26 protein-coding genes are annotated in these 21,361 nt (G+C 47.0%); 12 read left to right on the forward strand and 14 right to left on the reverse strand.

From position 1 onward, the window contains the following. Window positions 1-337 precede the first annotated feature (337 nt). The 3 genes from ACJJI3_RS05055 (at window position 338) to ACJJI3_RS05065 (ending at window position 4,293) form a co-directional block, all read left to right on the forward strand. Window positions 338-1,762 (forward strand): serine hydrolase domain-containing protein, encoded by a 1,425-nt coding sequence (locus ACJJI3_RS05055; RefSeq protein WP_444941709.1) that lies wholly within the window; start codon window positions 338-340, stop codon window positions 1,760-1,762. A gap of 610 nt (window positions 1,763-2,372) precedes the next feature. Next, window positions 2,373-3,362 carry a hypothetical protein gene (locus ACJJI3_RS05060; RefSeq protein ID WP_444941710.1) on the forward strand — a complete coding sequence of 330 codons (990 nt, stop codon included), beginning with the start codon at window positions 2,373-2,375 and terminating at the stop codon, window positions 3,360-3,362. A gap of 523 nt (window positions 3,363-3,885) precedes the next feature. Next, a complete protein-coding gene (locus ACJJI3_RS05065; RefSeq protein ID WP_444941711.1) occupies window positions 3,886-4,293 on the forward strand; it encodes a DUF427 domain-containing protein in 408 nt (135 codons plus the stop codon). A gap of 76 nt (window positions 4,294-4,369) precedes the next feature. Here ACJJI3_RS05065 and ACJJI3_RS05070 read toward each other — a convergent pair whose 3' ends face one another. From ACJJI3_RS05070 to ACJJI3_RS05100, 7 genes are all read right to left on the reverse strand, one after another. Continuing rightward, window positions 4,370-4,921, reverse strand: a complete 552-nt coding sequence (locus ACJJI3_RS05070) for a dihydrofolate reductase family protein (protein ID WP_444941712.1) — start codon at window positions 4,919-4,921, stop codon at window positions 4,370-4,372. Between the two features lie 170 nt (window positions 4,922-5,091). Next, window positions 5,092-5,568 (reverse strand): VOC family protein, encoded by a 477-nt coding sequence (locus tag ACJJI3_RS05075; protein WP_444941713.1) that lies wholly within the window; start codon window positions 5,566-5,568, stop codon window positions 5,092-5,094. 66 nt (window positions 5,569-5,634) lie between these two features. Next, window positions 5,635-5,889, reverse strand: coding sequence for a cupin domain-containing protein (locus tag ACJJI3_RS05080; RefSeq protein WP_444941714.1), 255 nt, complete (start codon window positions 5,887-5,889; stop codon window positions 5,635-5,637). Window positions 5,890-5,937: 48 nt separating this feature from the next. Beyond that, a complete protein-coding gene (locus tag ACJJI3_RS05085; protein ID WP_444941715.1) occupies window positions 5,938-6,564 on the reverse strand; it encodes a YdeI/OmpD-associated family protein in 627 nt (208 codons plus the stop codon). 80 nt (window positions 6,565-6,644) lie between these two features. Continuing rightward, on the reverse strand, window positions 6,645-7,301 hold the full coding sequence (locus ACJJI3_RS05090) for a dihydrofolate reductase family protein (RefSeq protein ID WP_444941716.1): 657 nt from the start codon (window positions 7,299-7,301) through the stop codon (window positions 6,645-6,647). 105 nt (window positions 7,302-7,406) lie between these two features. Next, window positions 7,407-7,880, reverse strand: coding sequence for an SRPBCC domain-containing protein (locus ACJJI3_RS05095; RefSeq protein WP_444941717.1), 474 nt, complete (start codon window positions 7,878-7,880; stop codon window positions 7,407-7,409). 206 nt (window positions 7,881-8,086) lie between these two features. Next, complete coding sequence (locus ACJJI3_RS05100) at window positions 8,087-8,446, reverse strand: ArsR/SmtB family transcription factor (RefSeq protein WP_444941718.1); 360 nt, start codon at window positions 8,444-8,446, stop codon at window positions 8,087-8,089. A gap of 288 nt (window positions 8,447-8,734) precedes the next feature. Between ACJJI3_RS05100 and ACJJI3_RS05105 the strand changes: the two genes are divergently transcribed. Next, window positions 8,735-9,220, forward strand: coding sequence for an SRPBCC family protein (locus tag ACJJI3_RS05105; protein WP_444941719.1), 486 nt, complete (start codon window positions 8,735-8,737; stop codon window positions 9,218-9,220). Between the two features lie 21 nt (window positions 9,221-9,241). Here ACJJI3_RS05105 and ACJJI3_RS05110 read toward each other — a convergent pair whose 3' ends face one another. Next, the gene (locus tag ACJJI3_RS05110; protein WP_444941720.1) at window positions 9,242-10,099 is read right to left on the reverse strand and encodes an urea transporter; all 858 of its coding nucleotides are present in this window, start codon (window positions 10,097-10,099) and stop codon (window positions 9,242-9,244) included. Window positions 10,100-10,554: 455 nt separating this feature from the next. Here ACJJI3_RS05110 and ACJJI3_RS05115 point away from each other — a divergent pair, with 455 nt between their 5' ends. The 6 genes from ACJJI3_RS05115 to ACJJI3_RS05140 all read left to right on the forward strand — a co-directional run bounded on the left by ACJJI3_RS05115 (window position 10,555) and on the right by ACJJI3_RS05140 (window position 14,915). After that, window positions 10,555-10,923: a putative quinol monooxygenase gene (locus ACJJI3_RS05115; RefSeq protein ID WP_108733199.1), complete on the forward strand. Its 369-nt coding sequence runs from the start codon at window positions 10,555-10,557 to the stop codon at window positions 10,921-10,923. Window positions 10,924-11,290: 367 nt separating this feature from the next. Then, a complete protein-coding gene (locus tag ACJJI3_RS05120; RefSeq protein ID WP_444941721.1) occupies window positions 11,291-11,779 on the forward strand; it encodes a hypothetical protein in 489 nt (162 codons plus the stop codon). A 275-nt stretch (window positions 11,780-12,054) separates the two neighbouring features. Further along, the gene (locus ACJJI3_RS05125; protein WP_444927835.1) at window positions 12,055-12,465 is read left to right on the forward strand and encodes a thioredoxin family protein; all 411 of its coding nucleotides are present in this window, start codon (window positions 12,055-12,057) and stop codon (window positions 12,463-12,465) included. Further along, a complete protein-coding gene (locus tag ACJJI3_RS05130) occupies window positions 12,458-13,159 on the forward strand; it encodes a cytochrome c biogenesis CcdA family protein (RefSeq protein WP_444941722.1) in 702 nt (233 codons plus the stop codon). The genes ACJJI3_RS05125 and ACJJI3_RS05130 overlap by 8 nt, the downstream gene beginning before the upstream one ends. 159 nt (window positions 13,160-13,318) lie before the next feature. Beyond that, window positions 13,319-14,233, forward strand: coding sequence for an SMP-30/gluconolactonase/LRE family protein (locus tag ACJJI3_RS05135; RefSeq protein ID WP_444941723.1), 915 nt, complete (start codon window positions 13,319-13,321; stop codon window positions 14,231-14,233). A gap of 67 nt (window positions 14,234-14,300) precedes the next feature. Continuing rightward, complete coding sequence (locus ACJJI3_RS05140) at window positions 14,301-14,915, forward strand: carboxymuconolactone decarboxylase family protein (protein WP_444941724.1); 615 nt, start codon at window positions 14,301-14,303, stop codon at window positions 14,913-14,915. Window positions 14,916-15,167: 252 nt separating this feature from the next. Here the strand turns inward: ACJJI3_RS05140 and ACJJI3_RS05145 are convergent, their stop codons facing one another. Genes ACJJI3_RS05145 through ACJJI3_RS05155 form a run of 3 tightly spaced genes read right to left on the reverse strand, consistent with a single transcriptional unit; the run spans window position 15,168 to window position 17,367 of the window. After that, window positions 15,168-16,751 carry a PepSY-associated TM helix domain-containing protein gene (locus tag ACJJI3_RS05145; RefSeq protein WP_444941725.1) on the reverse strand — a complete coding sequence of 528 codons (1,584 nt, stop codon included), beginning with the start codon at window positions 16,749-16,751 and terminating at the stop codon, window positions 15,168-15,170. A 21-nt stretch (window positions 16,752-16,772) separates the two neighbouring features. After that, window positions 16,773-17,045 (reverse strand): hypothetical protein, encoded by a 273-nt coding sequence (locus ACJJI3_RS05150; protein WP_108733205.1) that lies wholly within the window; start codon window positions 17,043-17,045, stop codon window positions 16,773-16,775. 4 nt (window positions 17,046-17,049) lie between these two features. After that, window positions 17,050-17,367, reverse strand: a complete 318-nt coding sequence (locus tag ACJJI3_RS05155) for a hypothetical protein (RefSeq protein WP_413661967.1) — start codon at window positions 17,365-17,367, stop codon at window positions 17,050-17,052. Between the two features lie 397 nt (window positions 17,368-17,764). Here ACJJI3_RS05155 and ACJJI3_RS05160 point away from each other — a divergent pair, with 397 nt between their 5' ends. Both ACJJI3_RS05160 and ACJJI3_RS05165 read left to right on the forward strand, forming a co-directional pair. Then, a complete protein-coding gene (locus ACJJI3_RS05160; protein ID WP_444941726.1) occupies window positions 17,765-18,139 on the forward strand; it encodes a hypothetical protein in 375 nt (124 codons plus the stop codon). A 180-nt stretch (window positions 18,140-18,319) separates the two neighbouring features. After that, the gene (locus tag ACJJI3_RS05165) at window positions 18,320-18,505 is read left to right on the forward strand and encodes a hypothetical protein (RefSeq protein WP_444941727.1); all 186 of its coding nucleotides are present in this window, start codon (window positions 18,320-18,322) and stop codon (window positions 18,503-18,505) included. A gap of 3 nt (window positions 18,506-18,508) precedes the next feature. On the opposite strand, the gene ACJJI3_RS05170 is transcribed toward ACJJI3_RS05165, so the two are convergent. The 3 genes from ACJJI3_RS05170 to hypD all read right to left on the reverse strand — a co-directional run bounded on the left by ACJJI3_RS05170 (window position 18,509) and on the right by hypD (window position 21,352). Then, complete coding sequence (locus ACJJI3_RS05170; RefSeq protein WP_444941728.1) at window positions 18,509-19,135, reverse strand: LysE family translocator; 627 nt, start codon at window positions 19,133-19,135, stop codon at window positions 18,509-18,511. A gap of 86 nt (window positions 19,136-19,221) precedes the next feature. Further along, window positions 19,222-20,259 carry a hydrogenase expression/formation protein HypE gene (gene hypE, locus ACJJI3_RS05175; RefSeq protein WP_444941729.1) on the reverse strand — a complete coding sequence of 346 codons (1,038 nt, stop codon included), beginning with the start codon at window positions 20,257-20,259 and terminating at the stop codon, window positions 19,222-19,224. Then, a complete protein-coding gene (gene hypD, locus ACJJI3_RS05180) occupies window positions 20,225-21,352 on the reverse strand; it encodes a hydrogenase formation protein HypD (RefSeq protein ID WP_444893907.1) in 1,128 nt (375 codons plus the stop codon). Before hypD ends, hypE begins: the two co-directional genes overlap by 35 nt. Window positions 21,353-21,361 lie beyond the last annotated feature (9 nt).

The following is a 21,361-nucleotide window of genomic DNA, read 5'->3' on the forward strand; positions in this document are numbered from 1 at the left end:
TCACTCTACCAATAACCTAATATTTTCTATCAAACTCATTTCAGAGTTTTTATAAACGTGCTTTACTAGTGCAAAAAGCTCGGTTATCCCCTGAGCCTCTTTATTCAGCATCACAGGTTATTGGCAATAGTCCTTTTTGAGAATCTAACTGTTCTAACTTTACTGGTTGCTCCACCAGCTCCATAGTTCTGCTTATCCTCCATTAGGCTCCGTTTGCCCAAAATGCGTTTATCTCTGTTAGTGATCAGCGTATCTATCACAAGAACTTTTATGCCTTTCTGATAGTCAAAGTTTACCAACTAAACTCTGGAAAGTTTTTGAATAGGTGTTGATTGCCATGGAACGACGTGATTTCGCAAAATTATTTCTTGGAGCTACCTCTGTATTTGCTGTCCCTCGACCACTCATCGCTTTAGATGCTTTATCAAGTCATCCAGTGAATGATGATGACGAGTTTCAACGTCTCATTCGCCATCGTATTCTTAAGCAGCACGCGGCACATGCAGCAGTTGCAGGTACCCTAAATTCTTCTGGTCGTCGAATCATTACTGTTCGAGAGCCTGAAGCCAAGGATACTTATCAACTAGGGGACGATACGATTTTTGAAATTGCGTCGTTAACTAAGATATTTACGGCCTTGCTCTTGGCTGTTGAAGTTGTACATAAGAGAGTGAAACTCGATGATCCTCTCCAGGATTACGTACCAGCCGGTGTAAAAGCTCCAACTTTTGAAGGGCAACAAATCACTCTCGCCGACCTGGCTACCCATGCTGCTTCTCTTCCTCTAAGACCAAATAATCTTGCTGCATCGGCGCCCGATGCGCCCAATAAGTACGCTGGTTACTCCTTTGAGCAGCTCTATGGTGGCTTGCCAAGCTATCATCTGAAAGCTAGCCCGGGTACTCAATTCAGCTATTCAAACCTGGCTTTTGGGCTCTTAGGTCAAGGACTTGTTTTGAAGGAAGGCCGCTCTTTTGCAACGATACTGCGAGAGCGTGTGACGGGACCTTTAGGGCTAAATGATACCACTTTAGAGGATGATCCCAAGAAGTCTACTCGGCGAGCTCAAGGCCATGACTTCTATCTCAGCCCGATCGGCCCAACAAGCGATGGGGTGCTCTCGCCGGCTGGCGGTTTACGATCTACAGCCAGAGATCTCCTCACACTTCTCGACTTGTTTATCAACGGTCGAGGCCCTAAGGATTTGATTGCAGCATCGCGGCTAATGCTGTCAATTGATAGGCCGGGAGGCAGTGATATCACTCGTATGGCCCTGGGTTGGCGCAGGACAACCACTAATGGAGAGACTTACTATTGGTCCAATGGTAGCAGTGATGGATCGCGTACATTTATGGGTTTTAACCCAGCGCGGAGAGCGGGTGTTGTTGCCTTGGCAGATACTGCCAGCGGCGAAGGTCTGGATGATATTGGCCATCACTTCTTGAACCCCGAGCAGACGGTATCTACTAAGGTTGTCCCTGTCCCAGATTTCATCACTTTACCAGAGGAGGTGCTTTTGAGAGGTGTCGGGCGCTATGGGCACGGAACAGATGATATTGTCGAAATCAGCCGCGGCTATACAGGTCTTATAGTTTCAGCGGAATATGGAGAATTCGTAATTCGACCGCAATCGTCCACAATCTATGCATCGAAGATGGTTCCAGGGTTGACTATAGAGTTTGAGGAGAGCGATACGAGCCCTGCCCGCTCGTTTACTCTTCGTCAAGGTGGAAAAGCTTATTCCTATAAACGACTGCCCTAGTTTGAATAGTCGGTTAATTATTACTGGGGTTGAAGAAAATAATACACCGCACTCGAGACACGCTGTTAATACATCCTTGTAAGCTCCTAATCGGCACCCATGCTTCATAGGGTCCGAAGCGCGGTGTATTTTTCCTTCTCCCATTTTAGTAATTACAACCTAGGGGAATATTGGGCGAAACAGTTTTAACTTATTGATAAATTGAGATTTTTTATATCAGTCATGTCACTGCTGCAAATTGATTCATCAATACCACATCTTAATTGTGGCTGGATTAGGCAGGGTTTGGTAGTGGCAGGCGCTCAGTAATTACTAGCCCAGTCCAAAATCAGCAAAAATCAGTTAAAGTGACTCGAAATACTGCGAACTGCCTCAATCCCTCCGCAATATTAATCTATGAGTAATTTCCAGAAGAATTATTGCAAGACACATTAGGGAATTTTAATCCGAGGTGGATTGTTAAGAAGTGCTATTCCTGAATGATTTTAAGAATATTAATGTACAGTCGTGCTAAGTAATATTATATATTCTATTTTGCTCTGGTTTGGCATCAGAGCAAAAACAGTGGATTCCATCGCTGAAAGTAGCAGGAAAAGGCAGGAGAATAATTATGACAAAAATAGTGAGCCGCAGTATCAACCGGGAAGTGAGTTTTACCGTGTTGGTAGAGGATAATTCGCCGATACTTTTTCAAACGAAGGTCAAAAAATCACTCGAAAACTGGCTGGATGAAGCACAGACTATCTTAAAACGAGCGATAGATATGTGCACTGTAGCGATTACATACCCTGATAAGGTTCCTGATAAATTTAAAAATTTAGTCTCCTACTACTTCGGCCTTCCTATGGATTGCCCGCCACAAAGATATTCAAATTGCGTAAATGCGATACTTCAAAAACTCAGTAAAACCCAGATAGGCTTGAGTGGTGATGTGGAGTGTGCGGATGTAAAAATGATGCCCACCTTGTGTAAGGTTCAATGCTCTACCATATCGACGATAGGATATCCATTTGGTATTGAGGACCCTTCGAAAAATGCGGCCGGGTTTGTGTTTGTGCCCCTTACGGAAAGTTGGGGCAGATCAATTTCAAACTTCTGTAAGTTGTCATGGGCTGGTGGAGGGCAACTTAAGGGGGGGAGCTTTATGAAGCCCAATCAAAACCCTATCTGCTTGAGTTTTAGTAAAATTTGGGAGAAAGGTGAGGTATTCTGCATTGTTACTCTGATCCATGAAGGAACACATAAATATGCGCAAACCGTGGATCATAAATATTTCAATGATGAAGGCATCGCGGATAAATTGGATAAAGCTATTAGTGAAGGTGGCGCTATATGGATGAAGTTCCATCAGGACAATGGTAAAACCCATGAACAAGCATTCAAGCTTGTTGTACAGCAGGCATTCAATCAGTTACGCGGACAAGATGCAGCGGCAACTCTTATGGCAGAGCTCACTGAGGTGAAAGCGGTGGAAAATGCGGACTCAGTGGCATGGTTTGCGTATGACGTAGCACAATTACCCTCTGAGCAGGAAGTTGGGAGAGTTATAACAGGAATGGTAGGTAAACGAAAAGTACACCCAAGCCTACTTAATCATTAAAGGAAAACCCAGGGGGCCGTCGAATTAATAGAGACGATTACGTTTCATGCAATTTGGGGTCCTATCCCGAAATCAGAGAACTGTCCCCAGGGCCCAAGGATTTCTATATTTGGGGTGTAGATGCTCGGGCCAATGCGTGAGTGGTGAAGGATTGGTTGATACTGGTCACCACTTCCCGTACGCCGAGTACACGGTAACAATTTACACTGTTACTACCTAGGATTTTATCGCTGGAATTGGAGAGGTACTTTAGGGAGTTGGCTAACGCGTGCGATGCAGTTGTTACCATCAAAATCAGTTGTGACCATGCCAACCCTATTGTTTCAACGGGATCTGGAAAGTTCGTAATTCGGCGGCAATCGTCCACAATTTATGCATCGAAGGTCGTATCAGCGCTAACTATTGAGTCCAAGTGAGGGGACATGAAGGCTCGCTGTTCGCTTAGTCTTATAAGTGTGTATCTCTATATGGATAAATGCGGCCCGCTTATAGCTTCAGGCTAATACCTTGAAAGGAAAGATCAATGCCCTATCCAGAAGTTACGATGTCTAGTGACACAATCCACAACCCGAAAGAACCCCGACACCTTATGCGCGCCAAGATTGTGCCTAGGACAGTGCGTGTGCGTCGTGGTGGCAAAGTGATTGCCGAGAGTAGTAATGCTTTGAGAGTTACAGAACTCGCAAAAGATATGTTCGACCCCGTATTCTATTTCCCAAGAGAAGATGTTCTTGCTCCCCTCTTCCTTATAGAGGGAAAGACAAGCTATTGCCCACTGAAAGGCGATGCCAGCTACTTCTCAATCGATGATAGCGGAGAAGCTATTGCATGGGCCTATGAAGCTGCTTTTGACTTTGCCGGGGTGATCAACGGGCGTATTGCCTTCTATCCAGATCAAGTGGCAATCGAAGAGGTTGGAACTTCATCATGACCCTCTTCCCATAGACTCTTTTAGGTTAATGATACAAACCATGCCTAGAAGCTGGCTGCAATAACGCTCCGCCCTTTTATAGACACTTGTAGCGAAGGACTACTCCGCCCGTTTCAAGGGTATCTGCCCGCATCAGCTCAAGATTTTTCTGGATACCGTCAGGTTTGAAGAGAGGTGAGCCAGCTCCTAGTACGATAGGTGCTAGGCATATCCGGTACTCGTCTACTAGACCTTCTCTGAGCAGAGTAGCTACAAGATTCGAACTACCAAATACGAAGATATCCCTCTTCCCGGTCTCTTTTTTCAGCGCGCGAACATGTTCGGCCGCCTCGCCTTTCAGTAGACGAGTATTTGACCAACTGGCGGTTTCCAGCGTGCGAGAGATGACGGCTTTTTCAAGCGAGTTCATCATGTCCGCAATCGCCCCTGTTTCGTTTTGCCAATAATCGGCCATCCCTTTATAGGTGCGACATCCGAATAGCAAGGTGCCGATTTCATCGCCCTGTTGAAGAGAGAAGGCCTCTAACTCGTCGCCCCACACGGTTGCATGATGGTCCAATGACCACGGAGCGGTACCTTCGAAGCAACCATCCAATGACATCAAATTCCATACCACTAAGCGTCTCACAATCTGATCCTCATATATTTGTTTATTACATTGCCCCTTGAAACTGAGCTTTACGAGACCAATGTCGCGCAGCTTGTTGGGGGGTTGAGTCAGTGACTCGGAATTTACGAAGCAGTATGGTCATACCCGGTTTAAGTACCCTTTCGTGATATCTTTTAGCTATTCCTATCCTAATTTGTAGCTGCCTGAATAGTTGCAATATCGATCTTTCTCATGGTCATCATCGCGGTGAAGGCACGTTTCGCCTTGTCACGGTCGGAATTCGTTGTGAGATCTAGCAACAGTTTTGGTGTAATTTGCCATGAGTGACGCCAGCGATCCTTACACCAGCCGCAGGCGCTCTCTTGCCCACCGTTATCAACAATCGCATTCCAGTAGCGGTCAGTTTCCTCCTGGTTTTCGGTAATAACCATAAAACTGACCGATTCATTCGGAGTAAAATTTGGGCCACCGTTCAGACCTATAAACTTGCGCCCGAGGACAGTCAACTCAACGGTTAGCTCACTACCCTCATGACCGCCGGGGTAGTCAGCGGCAGCCGCATTAACACGGTCGACATGACTGTTGGGAAATGTTGCTGCGTAGAATTCCGCCGCTTTCTTTGCTTCGCCATGGTCGAACCACAGACAGGTAACGAGTTCGGTCATATTGATTCTCCTATTGCTTTGGGTTGTTTGATTACTGGCTTTGAAGAAAGTCTCTGGTGTTTTTAGTCAGATAGCGTCCTCCGGCGGGTGCTCAGTGAACCATTCCATGATTTTGGGCATATTTGCCTCAAACGGCCCACCAATGTAAACGTTGAGAACACCGGCGCGCTGATCACTGCGGTTTTCAAAGTCATGGCGCACGCCAGGCGGGATGAAAATGAAAGCGCCTTTTTGGGTATCGAGCCACCGATCACTCACCAGAAACGTTACGGTGCCTTCCAGCACGTAAAACAGTTCTATCTCAATTGCCCTCTTCGGCATTATGAACGTACGCTTCGCATCTTATTGCTGCGTTGCTATGTTCCCCTTCTATCGCTCCATAGCGCCTTTACCGGCGATTATCTTGTCGCGGAATTTCTTTATTCTTGAAACTCGTGTAGACGATTTCTTTGCTGAATTTAGGTTGAAGGCATAGCTACGCTGCCGCCCCGGTGTTAGGGCATGAAACGCTTCTGCAAGCTGAGGGTCGGCATCCATGGCTTCCACCAGTTCATGGGGGATCTCGATATCACGTTTTACTATTGGTGGCTTAATGCCCGCCTCGGCATAACTCTTCGCTTCTTCGATATAGGCTCGTATGACCGCTTCGAGCTTTTTCACCTGTTCATCCGCCTTCAGGAGGATCTCATGAGCGTGCTGCGTATTGGCGCCGCGCTTTTGAAGGAGGCCTTCGGGATCTTTCAAGAGTGCTGCATTCATGAAGCTGATGACGAATGCTTCTCGAAACGCCCCTAAAATAACGATGTTTCGTCCGGCGAATGTGTAACAGGGGTGGCCCCATTTCACCACTTCTTCCAGATCCATACTTATACATATACGGCGTAATTCGATCAGGCCGGACTCCCATTTTTGGACAGAGCACAGGGGTGTTGCGAAACGTTCGCAGCGCCCGCAACCTTTCGCGAAAAAGTCCTCGATATTTGAAATCATGGCCATTCAGGTTTGACTCTAGGGCTGTTAAAAACAGCGTGATTGGCGACGACTGCCTGGTTGAAGCTTCCAGTGGAGTCCAGTGCTTACGAGATATCTCGTTGAAGGGAGAAATCTCCAGTCGTGATACTTCCGCCTCGAATATAGGTCACACAAATTACACCACTATCTGTCGTCATGGCTTGCTGTACATGGAATGCTGTAGGGATCACACCTGAACCGAAAAGACGTTTCCCGTTACCCAGGACCAAAGGAAAAATCAGTAATTTAAACTGATCAATTAAGTCCGCTTTGAGTAGAGTTTGAATAAAGTCAGCACTGCCTGGAACCAACAAGTCAGGGCCATTGCTAGCCTTGATTGCACGAAGCCTCGAGATTGGGTCATCCCCCAGCCACTCGCTGCCTTCCCAGGTAAACTCAGGTTTCGTGCGAGAAGCCACGTATCGTGTTGTACCGTCGATTTTTTTGGCCAGCTGGATTTCACTTTCATCAACACCCTCAGGCGGAGGGTCAGCAGCAACTTTTGGCCAATGCGCAGCGAAAATATTGTGAGTCCGATGGCCAAGTAGTAACTCAAATGGCGCTGCAAACACATTGCCCATGAATTCACCAATACCTTCATCAAAATAGGAAGCTACCCATCCACCAAGCTCAAAGCCCCCTGAAGAGTCCTCTTCCGGGCCACCAGGGGCCTGCATCACACCATCCAGGCTAATAAACGTGTTTACAATTATTTTTCGCACAAGTTCTCCCCTGTTGGTTCTATTGGTCCAAATGATGCTGCGGGTTGTACTTGGACTGTTACTCAATGGCTATTGAAGCCTGAAGAGAAGCAATATTGCCCTTTTCTATTCGGCTTCTACTTTTCTTGCTTCCAAGTATGCAGTCAGATTGGAAAGAGCCCGCTGCCACCCATTGCGAGTTCCGTCGATCATTCCCAAGCCAGCCAGGGACGCGATTTGTATCGTAACCTCAAGCTCTGTCACGCTTCCAATTTTTCTGATCTCCACGCTAACCAAAGAGACACTCAGTGAAGAGCTATCCATAGTTACTCGTTCGGTGAACAACAGCCGCTGCGGTCTTCTGATTTCGTAATAGTGTGTTTCAACCCGGAATCGCAGATCGCTTTTTTGACCGCATAGATGTACGTCTAGGCCTCCTTCGCGAAAGTCGTTTTCGAGAAATTCGATTGATTCATCTTCAGAGGGAGGCCCCCATATCGAGCGGGCTTGCGGGTCTTCCCATGCGGAAAATACCCACTCTCTCGGTGCTTTGATCCTTCTACTGATCGATATGGTGTCGTGGGAGAAATCTTGGCTCATGCGAATCCCTCTGCGATGTCTGGAAAGCGTGAACAGCCGAGTGCAAAAAATAACGATAGTTAGCTTTTTGGATAACTATAGTTAACAGTAATTGTTAGGTCAATGGATAACCCGCGAAAGGCTCCGCGCGGTTAAAGCTTCAGTGCTAGGTGGGGTGGAGGGGGAGAAATTGGTTTACGCCTATAGGATCCGTATTGTTGGGGCATCTACCCCTTTTGTACTAAGTCATCCTGCTCTTCTGCATCGAGCGTTTCGACATAGCTCGCCATCCGAGCCATCCTGCCTTCCCACATGGCCGTTTGTGTATTGATCCATTTTTGTGCCGCTGTCAGTTGCTTGGGTTTTATCTCACAGGTTCGCACGCGACCGGTTTTCTTGGAGCGAATCAAGCCCGCATCCTCCAGAACACCAATATGCTTCATGAACGAAGGGAGTGCCATCTCAAATGGTTCTGCGAGCTCGGTGACCGACGCTGGTCCGCTTATCAAATGCTGAATGACAGCGCGTCGTGTTGGATCAGCCAGAGCTTGGAAAACAGTATTCAGGTTGTCGTGATTTTCTTCCATCTGAATAAGTATATCGGTGAAATATTGTTAGGCAATGGCTGCCGGGTGTAGCTACGTATTAAAAGCAACTTAAGGTTACTCGGAAACCGCTTATTCAGTCATTCGATTAGCCTTGCCACCTCAACGATAATAGATATGCTTCAGATGGTCTCCAAGCGCTAGTTCTGGTCCCTACTTTGATCATAGAAGCCGTTGGGGTTGATTGAATGGTTTTGGACAACAGTAATAAACTGTTTCAGTGTTGACAGACCGCTGGAACCCCCTTACTTAAAAGAATAAGGTGCAACAGTGATCGATTTTACTTATCAAAAGGATGTTCGAATCGAACCGATCTCTTATACAGTCCGGGCAATGCCAGAGACGGTCTTTGATGCCTGGATCATACCCAACATGGTTGAAAAATGGTGGGGGCCTGACGATTTCACGACACGTGTACTCAATCTCACTGCCAAGGTTGGTGGGTGCTTTGCTTTTGAGATGACTGCTCCAAACGGCAGTTCCTGCATTATGTCTGGTGTGTATCGCAGCGTTGACAGGCCAAAGCGATTAGTTTTTGAAGTCCACGAGCATTGCAATCTTAATCTGCCAAACAACACCGAGCCGCAAGAAAATGCATCTTTGGTTGAAGTTGCGTTCAGGGGCAGTGAGCTTGGTACCATCGTTACTCTGACACATACGCTTCTCAACACTGACTATGCAAAACTGGCAAAAGTCAGTTGGACTCAATCAATTCGTCAAATGGAAGCTGTACTTACCGAATCTTTCACGAGCTAGTGTTTTCTCTAATGGGCTGGATTAATGAGTTAATGTAAGTTTTCTTTGGATCAACAATATAATCCAGCTAGCGATAACAAATGGTGCGGTTAATACAATAATATCAGCGCTCATAAAAGCCATTGCGATTGGAACGGTTAATATACTCCCTGCAAGTGGGGCTAGCCATCGCTTACGACCATTTGATAATGCAATAGCGCTCAAAGATGCATTGTAACCGAAGAGCCCGGCAAGAATTAATGTGGGTGATAAGGCCAGGAACATGGCCAGTGATGTGGCCAGCATTCCACCAATAATACTCCAAAACGCATGAGATTTATTCGAGATAAAAATCCCAATTAAAAAACAAATACCTGTAATGGCATTGTTCTGAAAGATGATTTGACCAATACCTTCGAATATCCCCCAGGTTGAGGTATTTTCGTTAATGAATGCTGTAGTTGGCGCTAGATCTAGTGCTGGAGCCAATATCCATATAGCCCATATCACCAGAATGTAGGGCGCAGTATAAGGCGGAAGGACAAAATGAAGCAGCATAAAGCGCATGATTAAGACTGTTAAAGCACTTCCACCGACAATCAATAAAAAAGTCATTAGAGATGGAGCATATAATAAGAATATGACTACACCGATCAAAGCTCCATTGTACCCAAATAGTCCATCTTCAATTTGTTTTACGGGGTAATTAAGAATAGTTGCACAGGCAGTTGCGGTGATAACCCCAATTGCGACCCCTATAGCCATGGTAATAGAGTTAACTGTTACTCCGAGTATGAATAGAAAGCCACTCAAGGCGTTTCTTTGCAGGATGACCTGGCTAATTCCTCTGAAGAGACTGACAAGACAATTTCTGAGTTTTTTAGTTATTGGCTTTGTCATAGTATCTCTATTACAGCCTTAATTCGAATTAGTTAGTGTGGCTGACTGATTTTGAGCCAAGAGAAATTAGAATATATTGTGTATGAGATTAGCAAAGGGGTTATCCATTATCTTTCTTAATCTGAATAGGTTGAAATAGACCCTGCCCGCTCACCTGTTCACGGTCATAAATATACTATTAACTTTAGGTCATCCAGAATAAGCCATGGGCAATACACAGTTGCCAGGTAAGCTGATCTTTTCGATATATTGTAGTGCTACTTAGTTGACTGTCACGTTCTGACCAGAAGCCTGTAGCCTGCTTTAGCTTATTAGATTTTCTTCATACCCGTGATTGAATGTGCTTCCCTAAAAACCATCTACAATTCAACACACCACTTAAGCGCCGTGGGTAGTACTTTAAGCTATTCCGGTGTATATGGTTAAACGATACTTTCGGTAGTGAGGTAGCAAGCATGTTTAACAACGTAGGTTGGATTATCGAGGGAAAGATAAGAAAGGGACATGAAGCGGAGTTCAAAGCTGTTGTGAATGAGATGGTCGCAGCAACTAAGAAAGAAGGTGGAACCCTGAACTACCAGTATTACGTAACCGATGATGGAAACGTGCTTATCTATGAGCATTTCAAGGATTCCAAATCCGCTCACAAGCATATTGACTCGTGGGACAACTTTGCCGATCGTTGGATAGCGGCTGCTGAACCGACTCGCTTAGTCCACCTGGGAGATATGCCACAAGATCTTCGGGAGCGTCACTCAGGCCTGCAATCAACTCTATACCACCCTTACGCTGGATTTGAACGTTCAGGCGGTAAGGCTCACTAACCGTTTAGGGAAGAAAGTAAAGGTGTAAGACTTTCACCAGTTGAGATGATAACTACATGTTTCAAGACAACTGGTGAAGGTTGGGTACCCTTTCATTTATAAAAAGTTACTCCAGCAGTTTCATGGAATCCCATATTTCTCAGCCAATCGATCGATTTCTGCTTGTGATCTGGAATTATCTGGACACTTCGCACCAAACCATGGGTTTAGATCGCTATCTGTATTTGTAGCAGGTAGCTCTTTAACATCAAAACAACGGTCTCCAACTTGAACAAAGGTTCCTGTCGAGGTCTGGTATCTGTTTTCTGTAGGCTGATATCGACGGACTTTGTTGCGTTCCCTGGCTATTTTTCTCTCAAGAGCGGGATTGAATACAGTCGGTTGTCGCCCTGACCTTGGCGCAGTTGGGAAATCCTCGGAATCGGGCCTTGCCTCTAATGCTCCTTCCAATTTGGGTGGTGGCTCTTCTATTTTGGCTGGCTTCACCTTATTCAAACTATCAGGTATTGGCGGGCTAGTAACGGTTACTGCATCTGTCGGAGCGGTATCCAGCTCTGATACTACGCTCGGTTCTTCAGCATTTGGCGGAGACGTAGAAGGCAGAGGAGTAAATGGGGCCAGTAATTTGACTTCTAGCGACGTGTTGGTTCCAGGAGTTGGACCTGGAGCTATTGATACTGGAACAACTATCAGTGCTATATGGGTTCCAATAGCAATCAGTACTGAGACTGCAAAGCGCCAATTTTGGGTGGTTTTGATGTTGGAGAGTGAAGTTGTCGTCGTATTAAAATCCATCTACTTCGTAGACCATATCTCAATAGACCTGGCCAAAATCCTTTTCCGAAAAACTCTGTGATTAGTGCGATAACAGGTAGGACTCCCACAGATCTTATAAGTTCTTTGGAGCCTCCAACTTCACCTGGTTGTTACTTTATGGCAATGAGGCCATCGCCCTCCTCCTGTTAGCCTTCTTCGCTACTGAATACATAGAGAACAGCCCTAAGGTTCCTAATCAAACAAATCCTCTTTGCCTTACTGTAAGAATTTGCACTCCAGTACGACCAAGGTGGGTATCTAAACAGATTGTCTTCAAATTGGGGCTTATACCCTGCCACTAAGGATATGGATTGTATGAAATTTATCCGCTTAGCTCTTCGCACCTTGATCGCCGCTACATTAGTTTTTTCTATGCCATTCGCTCTAGCATCAGAGCCATTTTCCGAAGAACGATTCAAGGAGTTACAAGCCGCCAAACGACCCATTTTGATCGATGTGAGAGCAGATTGGTGCCCAACCTGTAAAAAGCAGGGCGAGATTCTGGCACAGTTTCAGAAGGACAATGCCCAGTGTGGCCTTACGATCCTGAATGTGGATTTCGACTCCCAGAAAAAGTGGGTTAAGCACTTCCGCGCTCCTCGGCAATCAACGCTACTACTGTTTAATGGGGAGCAACAGGTGTGGTTCAGTGTTGCCGAAACTCGTGCCGATGTAATTCAGGAGAATATCTTCGATTCAGTTAAGGCTTGCACTGACAATGCTTGAGCTTAGCGCCATCCCCCTGGCTTTGATCGCGGGTACTCTCAGTATTCTCTCCCCCTGCGTTTGGCCATTGGTGCCAATGGTTGTTGGTGCATCTAATAGCGCCGGGCGCTGGGGGCCGTACGCGTTGGCGGTTGGGCTAAGCTTGTCCTTTGCATTGGCAGGTACTGTGCTGAGCTTTCTATTGGTCTCCTTAGGATTAGACCCAGAACTCTTCCGCTATATTGCCGCGATAATGTTAGTGGCGGTTGCACTAGTCTTGTTGATCAAACCACTTTCCGATTGGCTTACCTTGCGCTTATCAAAAATCACTGTAGGGGCGAGCATTACCGGTGATGGGGCTTGGGCTGGGCAGTTTGGTATTGGCTTCCTTACCGGAATCATCTGGCTGCCATGTGTCGGCCCTACCCTGGGTGCCGCTATAGCACTGGCTTCCATGGGCCAACAATTGGGACAGTCATTTATGGTGATGTTTGCTTTCGGACTAGGTACTGGTGCAGCGCTTTTAGTGGCTGGGGGGCTATCGAGGCAGATTTACACTCGACTGTCACCATCAGTTGGGGCTTTCGCCATTGGAGGCAAAACAGTACTAGGTCTTATACTATTACTGCTCGGGGTACTGGTATTGAGTGGGCTTGATAAGGTAATGGAAGCCTGGGTTTTGAATTGGATTCCCGAGTGGACTTTCAGTTTTTGATGGTCTTTTAGTGGCAAGCCAAGCCATATTGGTTTTTATGGGCCGGGTATTCTTATTCGGCCTTCTTAACTTGGAATCACAAAATTAGCCTTACGACTCAATAGGTACTCGCTCCCTTCATCGGCGTGAATGCGCACTTTTCATATTGGAGGATTTACGGTGGTAGAAATCGAGTGCCTATGGGAGTGCAATGATGGGTTGGGCGAGACACCGATTTGGTTAGCGGAAGACAAGTCTATCTATTGGGCTGATCACGTTAACCCCGAACCTGATCCCACTGATGCCCGGCCTCCATCCATAAGAAGTTTCAATATCGAAACAGGCGAACGCAAGACCTGGGAGATGCCTGAACAAATAGGCTCCTTTGGCTTCCGCCGTGGAGGCGGAATGATCGGAGGTGGATGCTCCGGTTTCTTTGCGATCGACTTGGAAAACAGACGTGTCGATACAATCGTTAATCCTGAACCCGGTAGGCCTCACAGTCGTTTGAATGATGGCAAAGTGGACCGTTATGGGCGTTTCTGGTGCGGCAGTATGGATGTTCGTTTTAAAGACAAATCTTCCTATCTCTATTGTTTGGAGCCCGATCTAACCTACCGAAAGGCCGATAAGGATTTTCGCTTTGTTGTAGCCAACGGCATTGCTTTTGACCCTGAAGATACGCGAATGTACTTCGGGGATACCTTTGGACATATGGTTTACGTATTCGATCTGGATATCAGTGACGGCCGGATTAGCAACCGGCGCCCTTTCTTTTCCATAGAGGACCGACAACCAGGAATTGTCGACGGTGCAACGGTAGATTCGGAGGGGTTTTACTGGTTTGCGTTGAATCTTGGAGGCAAAATCTTGCGAGTAGATCCCAAAGGAAGGCTTGATAGAGAGATCGACCTGCCGATTCGCAGCCCTACCTGCATCGCTTTTGGCGGTAATAATTATGAGACACTGTTTGTCACATCTCAGCAGTCATTCCTCACTAAAGAGGAACTGGCTCGACATCCTCAACCGGGCTGTATCTTAGCCGTTCACGGGCTTGGAGTTCAGGGGCTTCCTGAGCCAAAGTTCGGCAGTTAACCTGCTGTTAAATACAACTCTTCAAACAGGCATCCCGAATCTTGCGTTCTGTCGGGCTAGAATCTTTGTGTGTGATAAATCTGAATCGCCAATTGGACAAGAGAGGTGTCAGTTGCGTATCCCTGCCATCCCACCAGAAGAGCTCAGCGAAGAACAGAAACCTCTTTACGAAGATATGAGTAATGAGATGAAGGGGTATTTCACAGGTTTCATCAAGAAGCGCAAGGATGGCGCTTTACTGGGGCCCTGGGCACCAGCACTGCAATATCCCAGGTTTGGAAAGCCCTGGTGGGACAATATCAAGGCTATTGCAGACAAACCCACGCTTCCTAAGGCTGCTCGGGAGGTTGCGATTCTAATCACCGCAGCTCATTTTAAAGCGGGTTATGAGCTGTACTCCCATACGGTTATTGGTGAGAAAAGTGAGTTGGCAAGGAGCAAAATTGCCACTATCGCAGCGGGCCAGCGTCCGATAGACCTAACTTTTGAGGAAGCCGCTGCTTATGATGTCGCCGCATCACTTGCAGCTGGAGGCCGTCTGCCAAAGGCTACTTGGGAGATGGCCGTGAGTGCTTTCGGTAACGAGGGCGCCGCCGAACTGGTCTTTCTCGTGGCTGGCTATCATCAGGTCTCTGCCATTTTAAATGGTTTTGATATTTCCATACCTGATGATGGGAGTTAAGGAAAATCTCGGTTCGGGAGGGGGCAAGAATGTTCTGGGTTTATCCAGCCCAACGACACATTCATCCCATATGTAAGTTGTTAAAAAAGTAGCGTCCTCTGAATGCTTGAAAGCAAATACCACTTTCTTCGAGAGTAATTGAGTGGAAGGTAAAGTGTGTAGCTGGGATAGGTTGCAGCGCCCTATTCCAGTGCTGTACAGATTCTATTGAGTTTACGAGATGGCATTCGCCATCTCGCAGGAAATAGCCCGTTATTGGGCGGCAACAGCTTGGGGTATATCTGCAGACTGCTTTGACTGGGATACCTGCCTGTAGATATATCTGCTCGAATAGAGGCAAATGACACCCATTACCAGGGCGCCCAGGTCAGTGAAGACCACTGGCAAAGTGACGGACTTCCAGGGGACCAGCAGACCATTCCCAGTTACCAGCGCATTCAGCAGCGGGATGCCGCAAAGTAGCAAGCCTGCACAAAGTGAGAGATCTGCTAATGCAGGTTTTATCTGGCGGCGCAACATCGCCCAGGCTATGGCCACTCCCCATACAGAGAGATACACCATTTCAATCCAGTGAAAGCGCTGATCGCCACCACCACCGGGAGGTAACAGCTTATTGGCATAGAAAGTGGCCGCGGTGGCGACAACCAAACCGGCACAAACCCCTACCGTGAGCAAACTGAGGAACCAGCCGGAACCTCGGGTATTAATATCACCAGAGGGGAGCTTTTGCCTCTGTGCCTTGCGAACCTGCCAGATAACAGTGCCCGTTACCATCATCAAACACAATGTCAATCCCAACACAAAGTACAGGGCTTTTATCAGGAAGCCACCGTAGAGTGCGTAGTGAAGCGGAGTCAGTGAAAAATATACCCGCATAAACGGACCTGAATCCTGCACTGGGTTATTGATATTAACTACTTCGCCATCTTCACTGCGGTATTTGACATCTACAAAGCGCACCAGCGCCTCGTTTGTTTGGCCCGAGACTTGGACAACCTGATTGCGATCCCCGTAGGCCTCCACATAAATGGCTTTGGGTTTCGCATTAGGCACTTGGTCCTGGTAGCGCAGCAGTATTTGGTTATAGCTACTGGACTCCAAAGGCTCGCCAGTTATCTCAGGATGTTCCCCCACTACCGAGGCGACTGCTGCTTCCACATTACCTTCAAAAGCAGAAAATGCAGCAACCTGGATCATAATGCCATTCAGGCCAAGTATTGCGCCGGTAAAAGCAATCACTATATGGAACGGTAGCGGCCAGACCCCTAATACTTTGTGCAGGTCTGTCCATTTGAGCCGCCTGCTGCGATCCACACGGAATTTAAACATCTCTTTAAAAATTTTCTTGTGAATGATGATGCCACTTAATATGGAGAGCAGCATCACCAAGCCCATCAGTCCAACCAGGTAGCGTCCGAAAGGCCTAGGAAACAGTAGGTCAGTGTGCATATACGTCAATAGCTCAGCGAAATCAGAGCCGCTGGGCGGCAGCACTTCACCGGTATTGGGGTTTATATGGCGTACCTCGGTTTCTTCACTTTCAGCATCAGTCCAGAGCACTTCCAGCATAGGATGGTAGTAGTCTGGCATTGAGATCATAAAAAAGCTGTCCTCACCGATATTTGCCTCGGCGAGCACCGGAGCGATCAGTTGATCTACATCCACAGGCGCTTCAGCATCGAAGGCAATACGATGCTCGGGGCGTTCCCATTGGGTCAGCTCGTGGCCAAATAGTGCGACCACGCCGGAAAAGGAAATTACGAATAGCAGAATAGAAAATAACACCCCAATCCAGGAGTGAATTTCGTAAAAAAGGATATTGCTACGCTGTTGCATTTAAGTTGGCTAGACCGAAAATTATAAAAAAGAAAGAGCGCTTAGTCCGAGCATGACCAGCAACAGGGACAGTAGGTATGCCGCTGCGCGCCAAGTGGAGGCGGCGAGTAACCCCATACTCATATACCCGACCCATAAAAGTGTCGATAACATAGATCCCGCTGCCATCCGTTCTGTTGGCTCGGCGGACGGCCAGTAAATCGACAACATCACCGTGCTGGAAAACATCAAGATAATGCTCAGCACAATGGTCAGGGCGACCTGTTGCCAACTGATTTTTATTGAAGCAGCCATAGAGTTATCCGATTGTCAGAAGAGCCTGCTCTAATACCAACAAGCCCACTACTGACAGCGGAAAATGGCGAAGCAGCCAATTAGGTTTGATTGGGGCGAGCAGTGCTTGTAATAAAGCGCAGAACATCGCGACACAAAGCCAAATGGGTATCCCTACCTCCCAACCATATAGGAATCCATAAGGAATTGAACTCACCGGAAGCACCCACCAGGCAATTCTTTGTAAGCGCTTAAAACTACTGAGCTGTAGATCTTTATGTCTGGTTACAAAAATAAGTAGTACAGCCAAATAAGTAAGTAGGAAAGCCACCAGGTTAGACATTGAAGTTTTCCAGCCTTCTTTGCTTAGAGGTCGCGGATTTTTTGAACATTGCGCTTATTCTTTACAGAAATGGAGTTTCGTAGTTGCAAATATTGCCTTCAATACTGGGAAGCTTTGTATTTAGCGATCTACCGGGTTTAAATTTAAGTCACAAATAATAATCATTATCAGTTGTAGTCTATCTTAAGATACATGTTTGTTCAATTGGCTTGAAAATGCAGACAAACTGGAAGCTTGTAAGGAAGAGGTGCTAAGTTCTTTTACCTTTCTTCCATATCTTATCGTTCTTACCATGTGGATTATTGACTTCGAAGCCAGCGGCTTATCCAAGCAGAGTTACCCTATAGAAGTTGGCCTCTGCTCTGAAACAGTGGAATACTAGGCGCTAATAAAACCAGTGCCACACTGGTCTTATTGGTCCGATGATGCTGAATCGATACATAACATTTCCCGATCAAAGCTGGAATCCGAGGGTATAGATTCAACTACAGTGGCTTATAGCCTAAACAGGATTCTTTCAGGTCAGGTTGTCTATTGCGATGCCCTGCACTGGGACAGTTTTTGGTGCAATGCCCTTTTTTCTGATACTGGTATTCATCAGGAGTTTGAACTCAGGGATATTCAGGAGATAATTGGTGGCTCTGAAAATCACTTAAGAGCATTCATTAATGAGCGCGAAAAGCTGGAGGACTCTGACAAATTCACAGTTCATCGAGCACTGGATGATGCAAAAATAATCAGGAAGGCACTAAAAGTAGCATTAGCAGGCTGAAATGAGTGAGTAGTTTTGGAGCTAAGTAAAACGGTCGTCCTCCTTAGACTAACTAACAGAGAGCAGTAATTAGGGAGCCTCTGAGTAACTCCGTGATACCTCTGGCATGCAGAGCGGTTCACAATCAAGGCGCGGCTTCGCAGGAATGTCTAGACCTTTCAAGAAGTCGCAACGCGGAGTGTGAATCGCTCTGCAAGCCCCGAAGGGCGGGCCTTGAAGGCCACAGCTGCTGCGTTGCAGCTCTTGCAAAGGGCTACGGCCATTCGCGGCGAGCTGCGCCTAACATCTGCAGCCTTCAAGACCCGCAGAGGCATTACGGAGTTACTCAGAGGCTCCTTAGGTCTATTACTTCTGCACCTTGAGTAGGCACTAACTTTTTGCCGCAATAAAAACACCACTTCCTATAAGTAAAGCCCCAGAGCCGTATTTTAGAGCCGGGGTCTTTCCTGATTGACTGATTGTTGACCGTGCTTTGCAGGCAAGGTACGCATAACCTGCCATCACACTGCCTACGGCTAGCGTTGCAATTGCAAATATAATTGCAATGTCCAAAGAAGCAACGCGAGTTAGATCGAGGAAGGCTGGAAAGAAGCTTACGTAGAAAAGAATAGCTTTCGGATTACCCAGCGTGGTGACTAAGCCCAGTAGAAAACTTGAAAAGCTGCTATGGGAGTGGCTTGTAGCTATTTGGTTTTGGTCGACTTGTCTTTTCTTTGCTGAGAGAAAGATATTCATTCCCAGCCAGATAAGATAGGCTGCTCCAGCATATTTAATAACGATGAATAAGCTCCCCAAGGTTTCGGCTAGCGTTGCTAAGCCAAGCAGAGCTAACAAAATAAAGAAATAATCACCTACAACAATTCCCATTACTGTAATTAATCCCTGGCGCAAGCCGAGTGTCACTGACCGGGAAACAACAGCTAATACTCCCGGCCCAGGTATCAGTGCTAGAACTAGCATTGAAATGAACAAAGCTAAGGATGTAGAGATTGTCATGAGGCACTCAGTGATAGTTAGGGCTTTTATGCATTGATTTTATATGCTCAAAAACTGTACGTAAATTGTGCTTTTGAGGCTTCTGGCTAGCAAATCCTTGGCAACTGCTCGCCAGGTAAACGCTGCAATAGCCGATCACATCCCAAATTGTTTTTTAAAATAACCTGGGAGCTATTTCCTCCCCCAACAGTACCAATAGTTGCAAAGCTGCTATCTGCAGTTGCTTTTCGAAGAGTGGAAAGTGCCAGCTTAACACCTGCTTCGGGGACAAAAGACACAAAACGCCCCTCATTCGCTACATAGAGTGGGTCTAGCCCCAGTAACTCACAAGCGCCTTGCACAGCATCACAAACAGGTATCTTGCTCTCCTCCAAGACAAAGGTCCGTCCGCAGTTTTCTGCTAGCTCCACCAATGCGGTGGCTAGCCCACCTCGTGTGAGATCTCGCAGACAATGAACTTCAATTCCGGCATTGATCATTTGTGCAACTACGCCATTCAGTGGCGCACAATCGCTGAGGAGATCACTTTCAAACTCGAGTCCTTCGCGGCAAGCCATTACCGCCATTCCGTGGCGGCCAATATCGCCGGATAGAATAATAGAATCACCCTGGCAAATGCGGTTGGGATCAATGGGTTGTTCTCTTATCAGGGTACCGATACCACTGGTATTGATATAGAGCCCATCCCCCTTCCCTTTCTCTACCACTTTGGTATCGCCGGTGACTAAGGTAATTCCTGAGTTCCGGGCAGCCTCAGCCATCGAGATCAGAACCCGTTGGAGAGTTTCCAGGGGCAATCCCTCTTCGAGAATCAAGCCGCAGCTTAGAAACTTGGGTTCCGCGCCTGCCATGGCCAAATCGTTGACGGTGCCATAAACGGCGAGCTCACCGATGTTTCCTCCGGGAAAGAAAAGCGGTGAGATTACAAAGGAGTCGGTGGTAAATACGAGCTGATCCGGTTTCCATGGAAGTGTTGCACTGTCATGGGCCTGGGATAGCCAGGGATTAGAGAAGACAGGTTGAATATATTGATCGATCAAGCGTTGGGTCATCTCCCCACCGCTGCCATGGCCAAGGCGTACGACCTCGTCAGCGGTTGGTGGAATTGGACACTGCAGATTCATTCGATTCCACCTGGTTCTGGTAGCGATAGTAGGCCGCGCAAGCGCCTTCAGTGGAAACCATTGGCGCCCCCAGCGGTTGCTGGGGTTGGCAGGTCTTAGCGAAGTGAGGGCAATCCCCGGGTTTCTTTAGCCCCAGCATAATATCCCCACTGATACATCCCCTGTTTTCAGAAATGCTCAATGCTGGAAGATTGAATGTTTGTTCTGCATTGAATCCTGAGTAGTCGTCGCTCAATACCAGACCGCTAGCGGGAATTTCACCTATACCGCGCCACTGTTGTGTTGCTACTTTAAAAACCTCTTTAATCAAGTCTTGGGCAACGGTATTACCTGTTTTAGTAACCGCGCGCTGATATTGGTTTTCTACTTCACAGCGACCACTTTCTAATTGACGGACACACCGGAGTACGCCTTCAAGAATATCCAGGGGTTCAAATCCTGTAATCACTATTGGAATCTGGTGTTTTTTCACCAAGCTGCGGTACTGACGATATCCGGTTATTGCACAGACGTGACCGGCAGCTAGGAAACCTTGAATCCGGCAGTCTTCACGGGCACATATCGATTGAATCGCCGGTGTAACCAAAAACTGGGATATCAATGCGTAAAAGTTGTCGATTTGCTTTTGCTTGGCGAGGGACAGCGCTAGGGCATTGACGGTAGCAGTCGTTTCAAAACCCACCGCAAAGAATACGACCTGCTTGGTGGGGTTCTGCTCTGCCACATTGAGCGCTTGCAGCGGCGAGTAAACAATACGGACATCGCCTCCGGCTGCTTTGACCTCTAGTAAATCTCGATCTGAACCGGGGACTCGCAACATGTCGCCAAAGGAGCAGAAGATAACATTGGGCATTGCAGCAATCGCAATAGCTCTATCGATGATTTCCTGAGGTGTGACACAAACCGGGCAACCGGGCCCGTGTACTAATTGAATCTCCTCGGGCAGTAATTGCTGCAAGTTGTATTTTGCGATGGCATGGGTTTGCCCTCCACAGATCTCCATTAGAGTCCATGGGCGAGTGGTGACTTTCTGAATCTCTGCCGCAATTAGTTTGATGTTCTCGCCGTTGCGGTATTCCTTGAGGTATTTCATTACAAGCTG

The sequence above is a fragment of the Microbulbifer maximicatervae (SeqCode) genome, from assembly GCF_052466985.1.

Excerpts from the sequence above, each read along its gene's own strand:
- hypE (WP_444941729.1), bottom strand. The coding sequence starts at position 20,259 with ATGAATCTGCAGTGTCCAATTCCACCAACCGCTGACGAGGTCGTACGC.
- ACJJI3_RS05055 (WP_444941709.1), top strand. The coding sequence starts at position 338 with ATGGAACGACGTGATTTCGCAAAATTATTTCTTGGAGCTACCTCTGTA.
- ACJJI3_RS05125 (WP_444927835.1), top strand. The coding sequence starts at position 12,055 with ATGAAATTTATCCGCTTAGCTCTTCGCACCTTGATCGCCGCTACATTA.
- ACJJI3_RS05155 (WP_413661967.1), bottom strand. The coding sequence starts at position 17,367 with ATGTCTAACCTGGTGGCTTTCCTACTTACTTATTTGGCTGTACTACTT.
- ACJJI3_RS05150 (WP_108733205.1), bottom strand. The coding sequence starts at position 17,045 with ATGGCTGCTTCAATAAAAATCAGTTGGCAACAGGTCGCCCTGACCATT.
- ACJJI3_RS05075 (WP_444941713.1), bottom strand. The coding sequence starts at position 5,568 with ATGACCGAACTCGTTACCTGTCTGTGGTTCGACCATGGCGAAGCAAAG.
- ACJJI3_RS05145 (WP_444941725.1), bottom strand. The coding sequence starts at position 16,751 with ATGCAACAGCGTAGCAATATCCTTTTTTACGAAATTCACTCCTGGATT.
- hypD (WP_444893907.1), bottom strand. The coding sequence starts at position 21,352 with ATGAAATACCTCAAGGAATACCGCAACGGCGAGAACATCAAACTAATT.
- ACJJI3_RS05065 (WP_444941711.1), top strand. The coding sequence starts at position 3,886 with ATGCCCTATCCAGAAGTTACGATGTCTAGTGACACAATCCACAACCCG.
- ACJJI3_RS05170 (WP_444941728.1), bottom strand. The coding sequence starts at position 19,135 with ATGACAATCTCTACATCCTTAGCTTTGTTCATTTCAATGCTAGTTCTA.
- ACJJI3_RS05115 (WP_108733199.1), top strand. The coding sequence starts at position 10,555 with ATGTTTAACAACGTAGGTTGGATTATCGAGGGAAAGATAAGAAAGGGA.
- ACJJI3_RS05110 (WP_444941720.1), bottom strand. The coding sequence starts at position 10,099 with ATGACAAAGCCAATAACTAAAAAACTCAGAAATTGTCTTGTCAGTCTC.
- ACJJI3_RS05095 (WP_444941717.1), bottom strand. The coding sequence starts at position 7,880 with ATGAGCCAAGATTTCTCCCACGACACCATATCGATCAGTAGAAGGATC.
- ACJJI3_RS05130 (WP_444941722.1), top strand. The coding sequence starts at position 12,458 with ATGCTTGAGCTTAGCGCCATCCCCCTGGCTTTGATCGCGGGTACTCTC.
- ACJJI3_RS05060 (WP_444941710.1), top strand. The coding sequence starts at position 2,373 with ATGACAAAAATAGTGAGCCGCAGTATCAACCGGGAAGTGAGTTTTACC.
- ACJJI3_RS05085 (WP_444941715.1), bottom strand. The coding sequence starts at position 6,564 with ATGGCCATGATTTCAAATATCGAGGACTTTTTCGCGAAAGGTTGCGGG.
- ACJJI3_RS05100 (WP_444941718.1), bottom strand. The coding sequence starts at position 8,446 with ATGGAAGAAAATCACGACAACCTGAATACTGTTTTCCAAGCTCTGGCT.
- ACJJI3_RS05080 (WP_444941714.1), bottom strand. The coding sequence starts at position 5,889 with ATGCCGAAGAGGGCAATTGAGATAGAACTGTTTTACGTGCTGGAAGGC.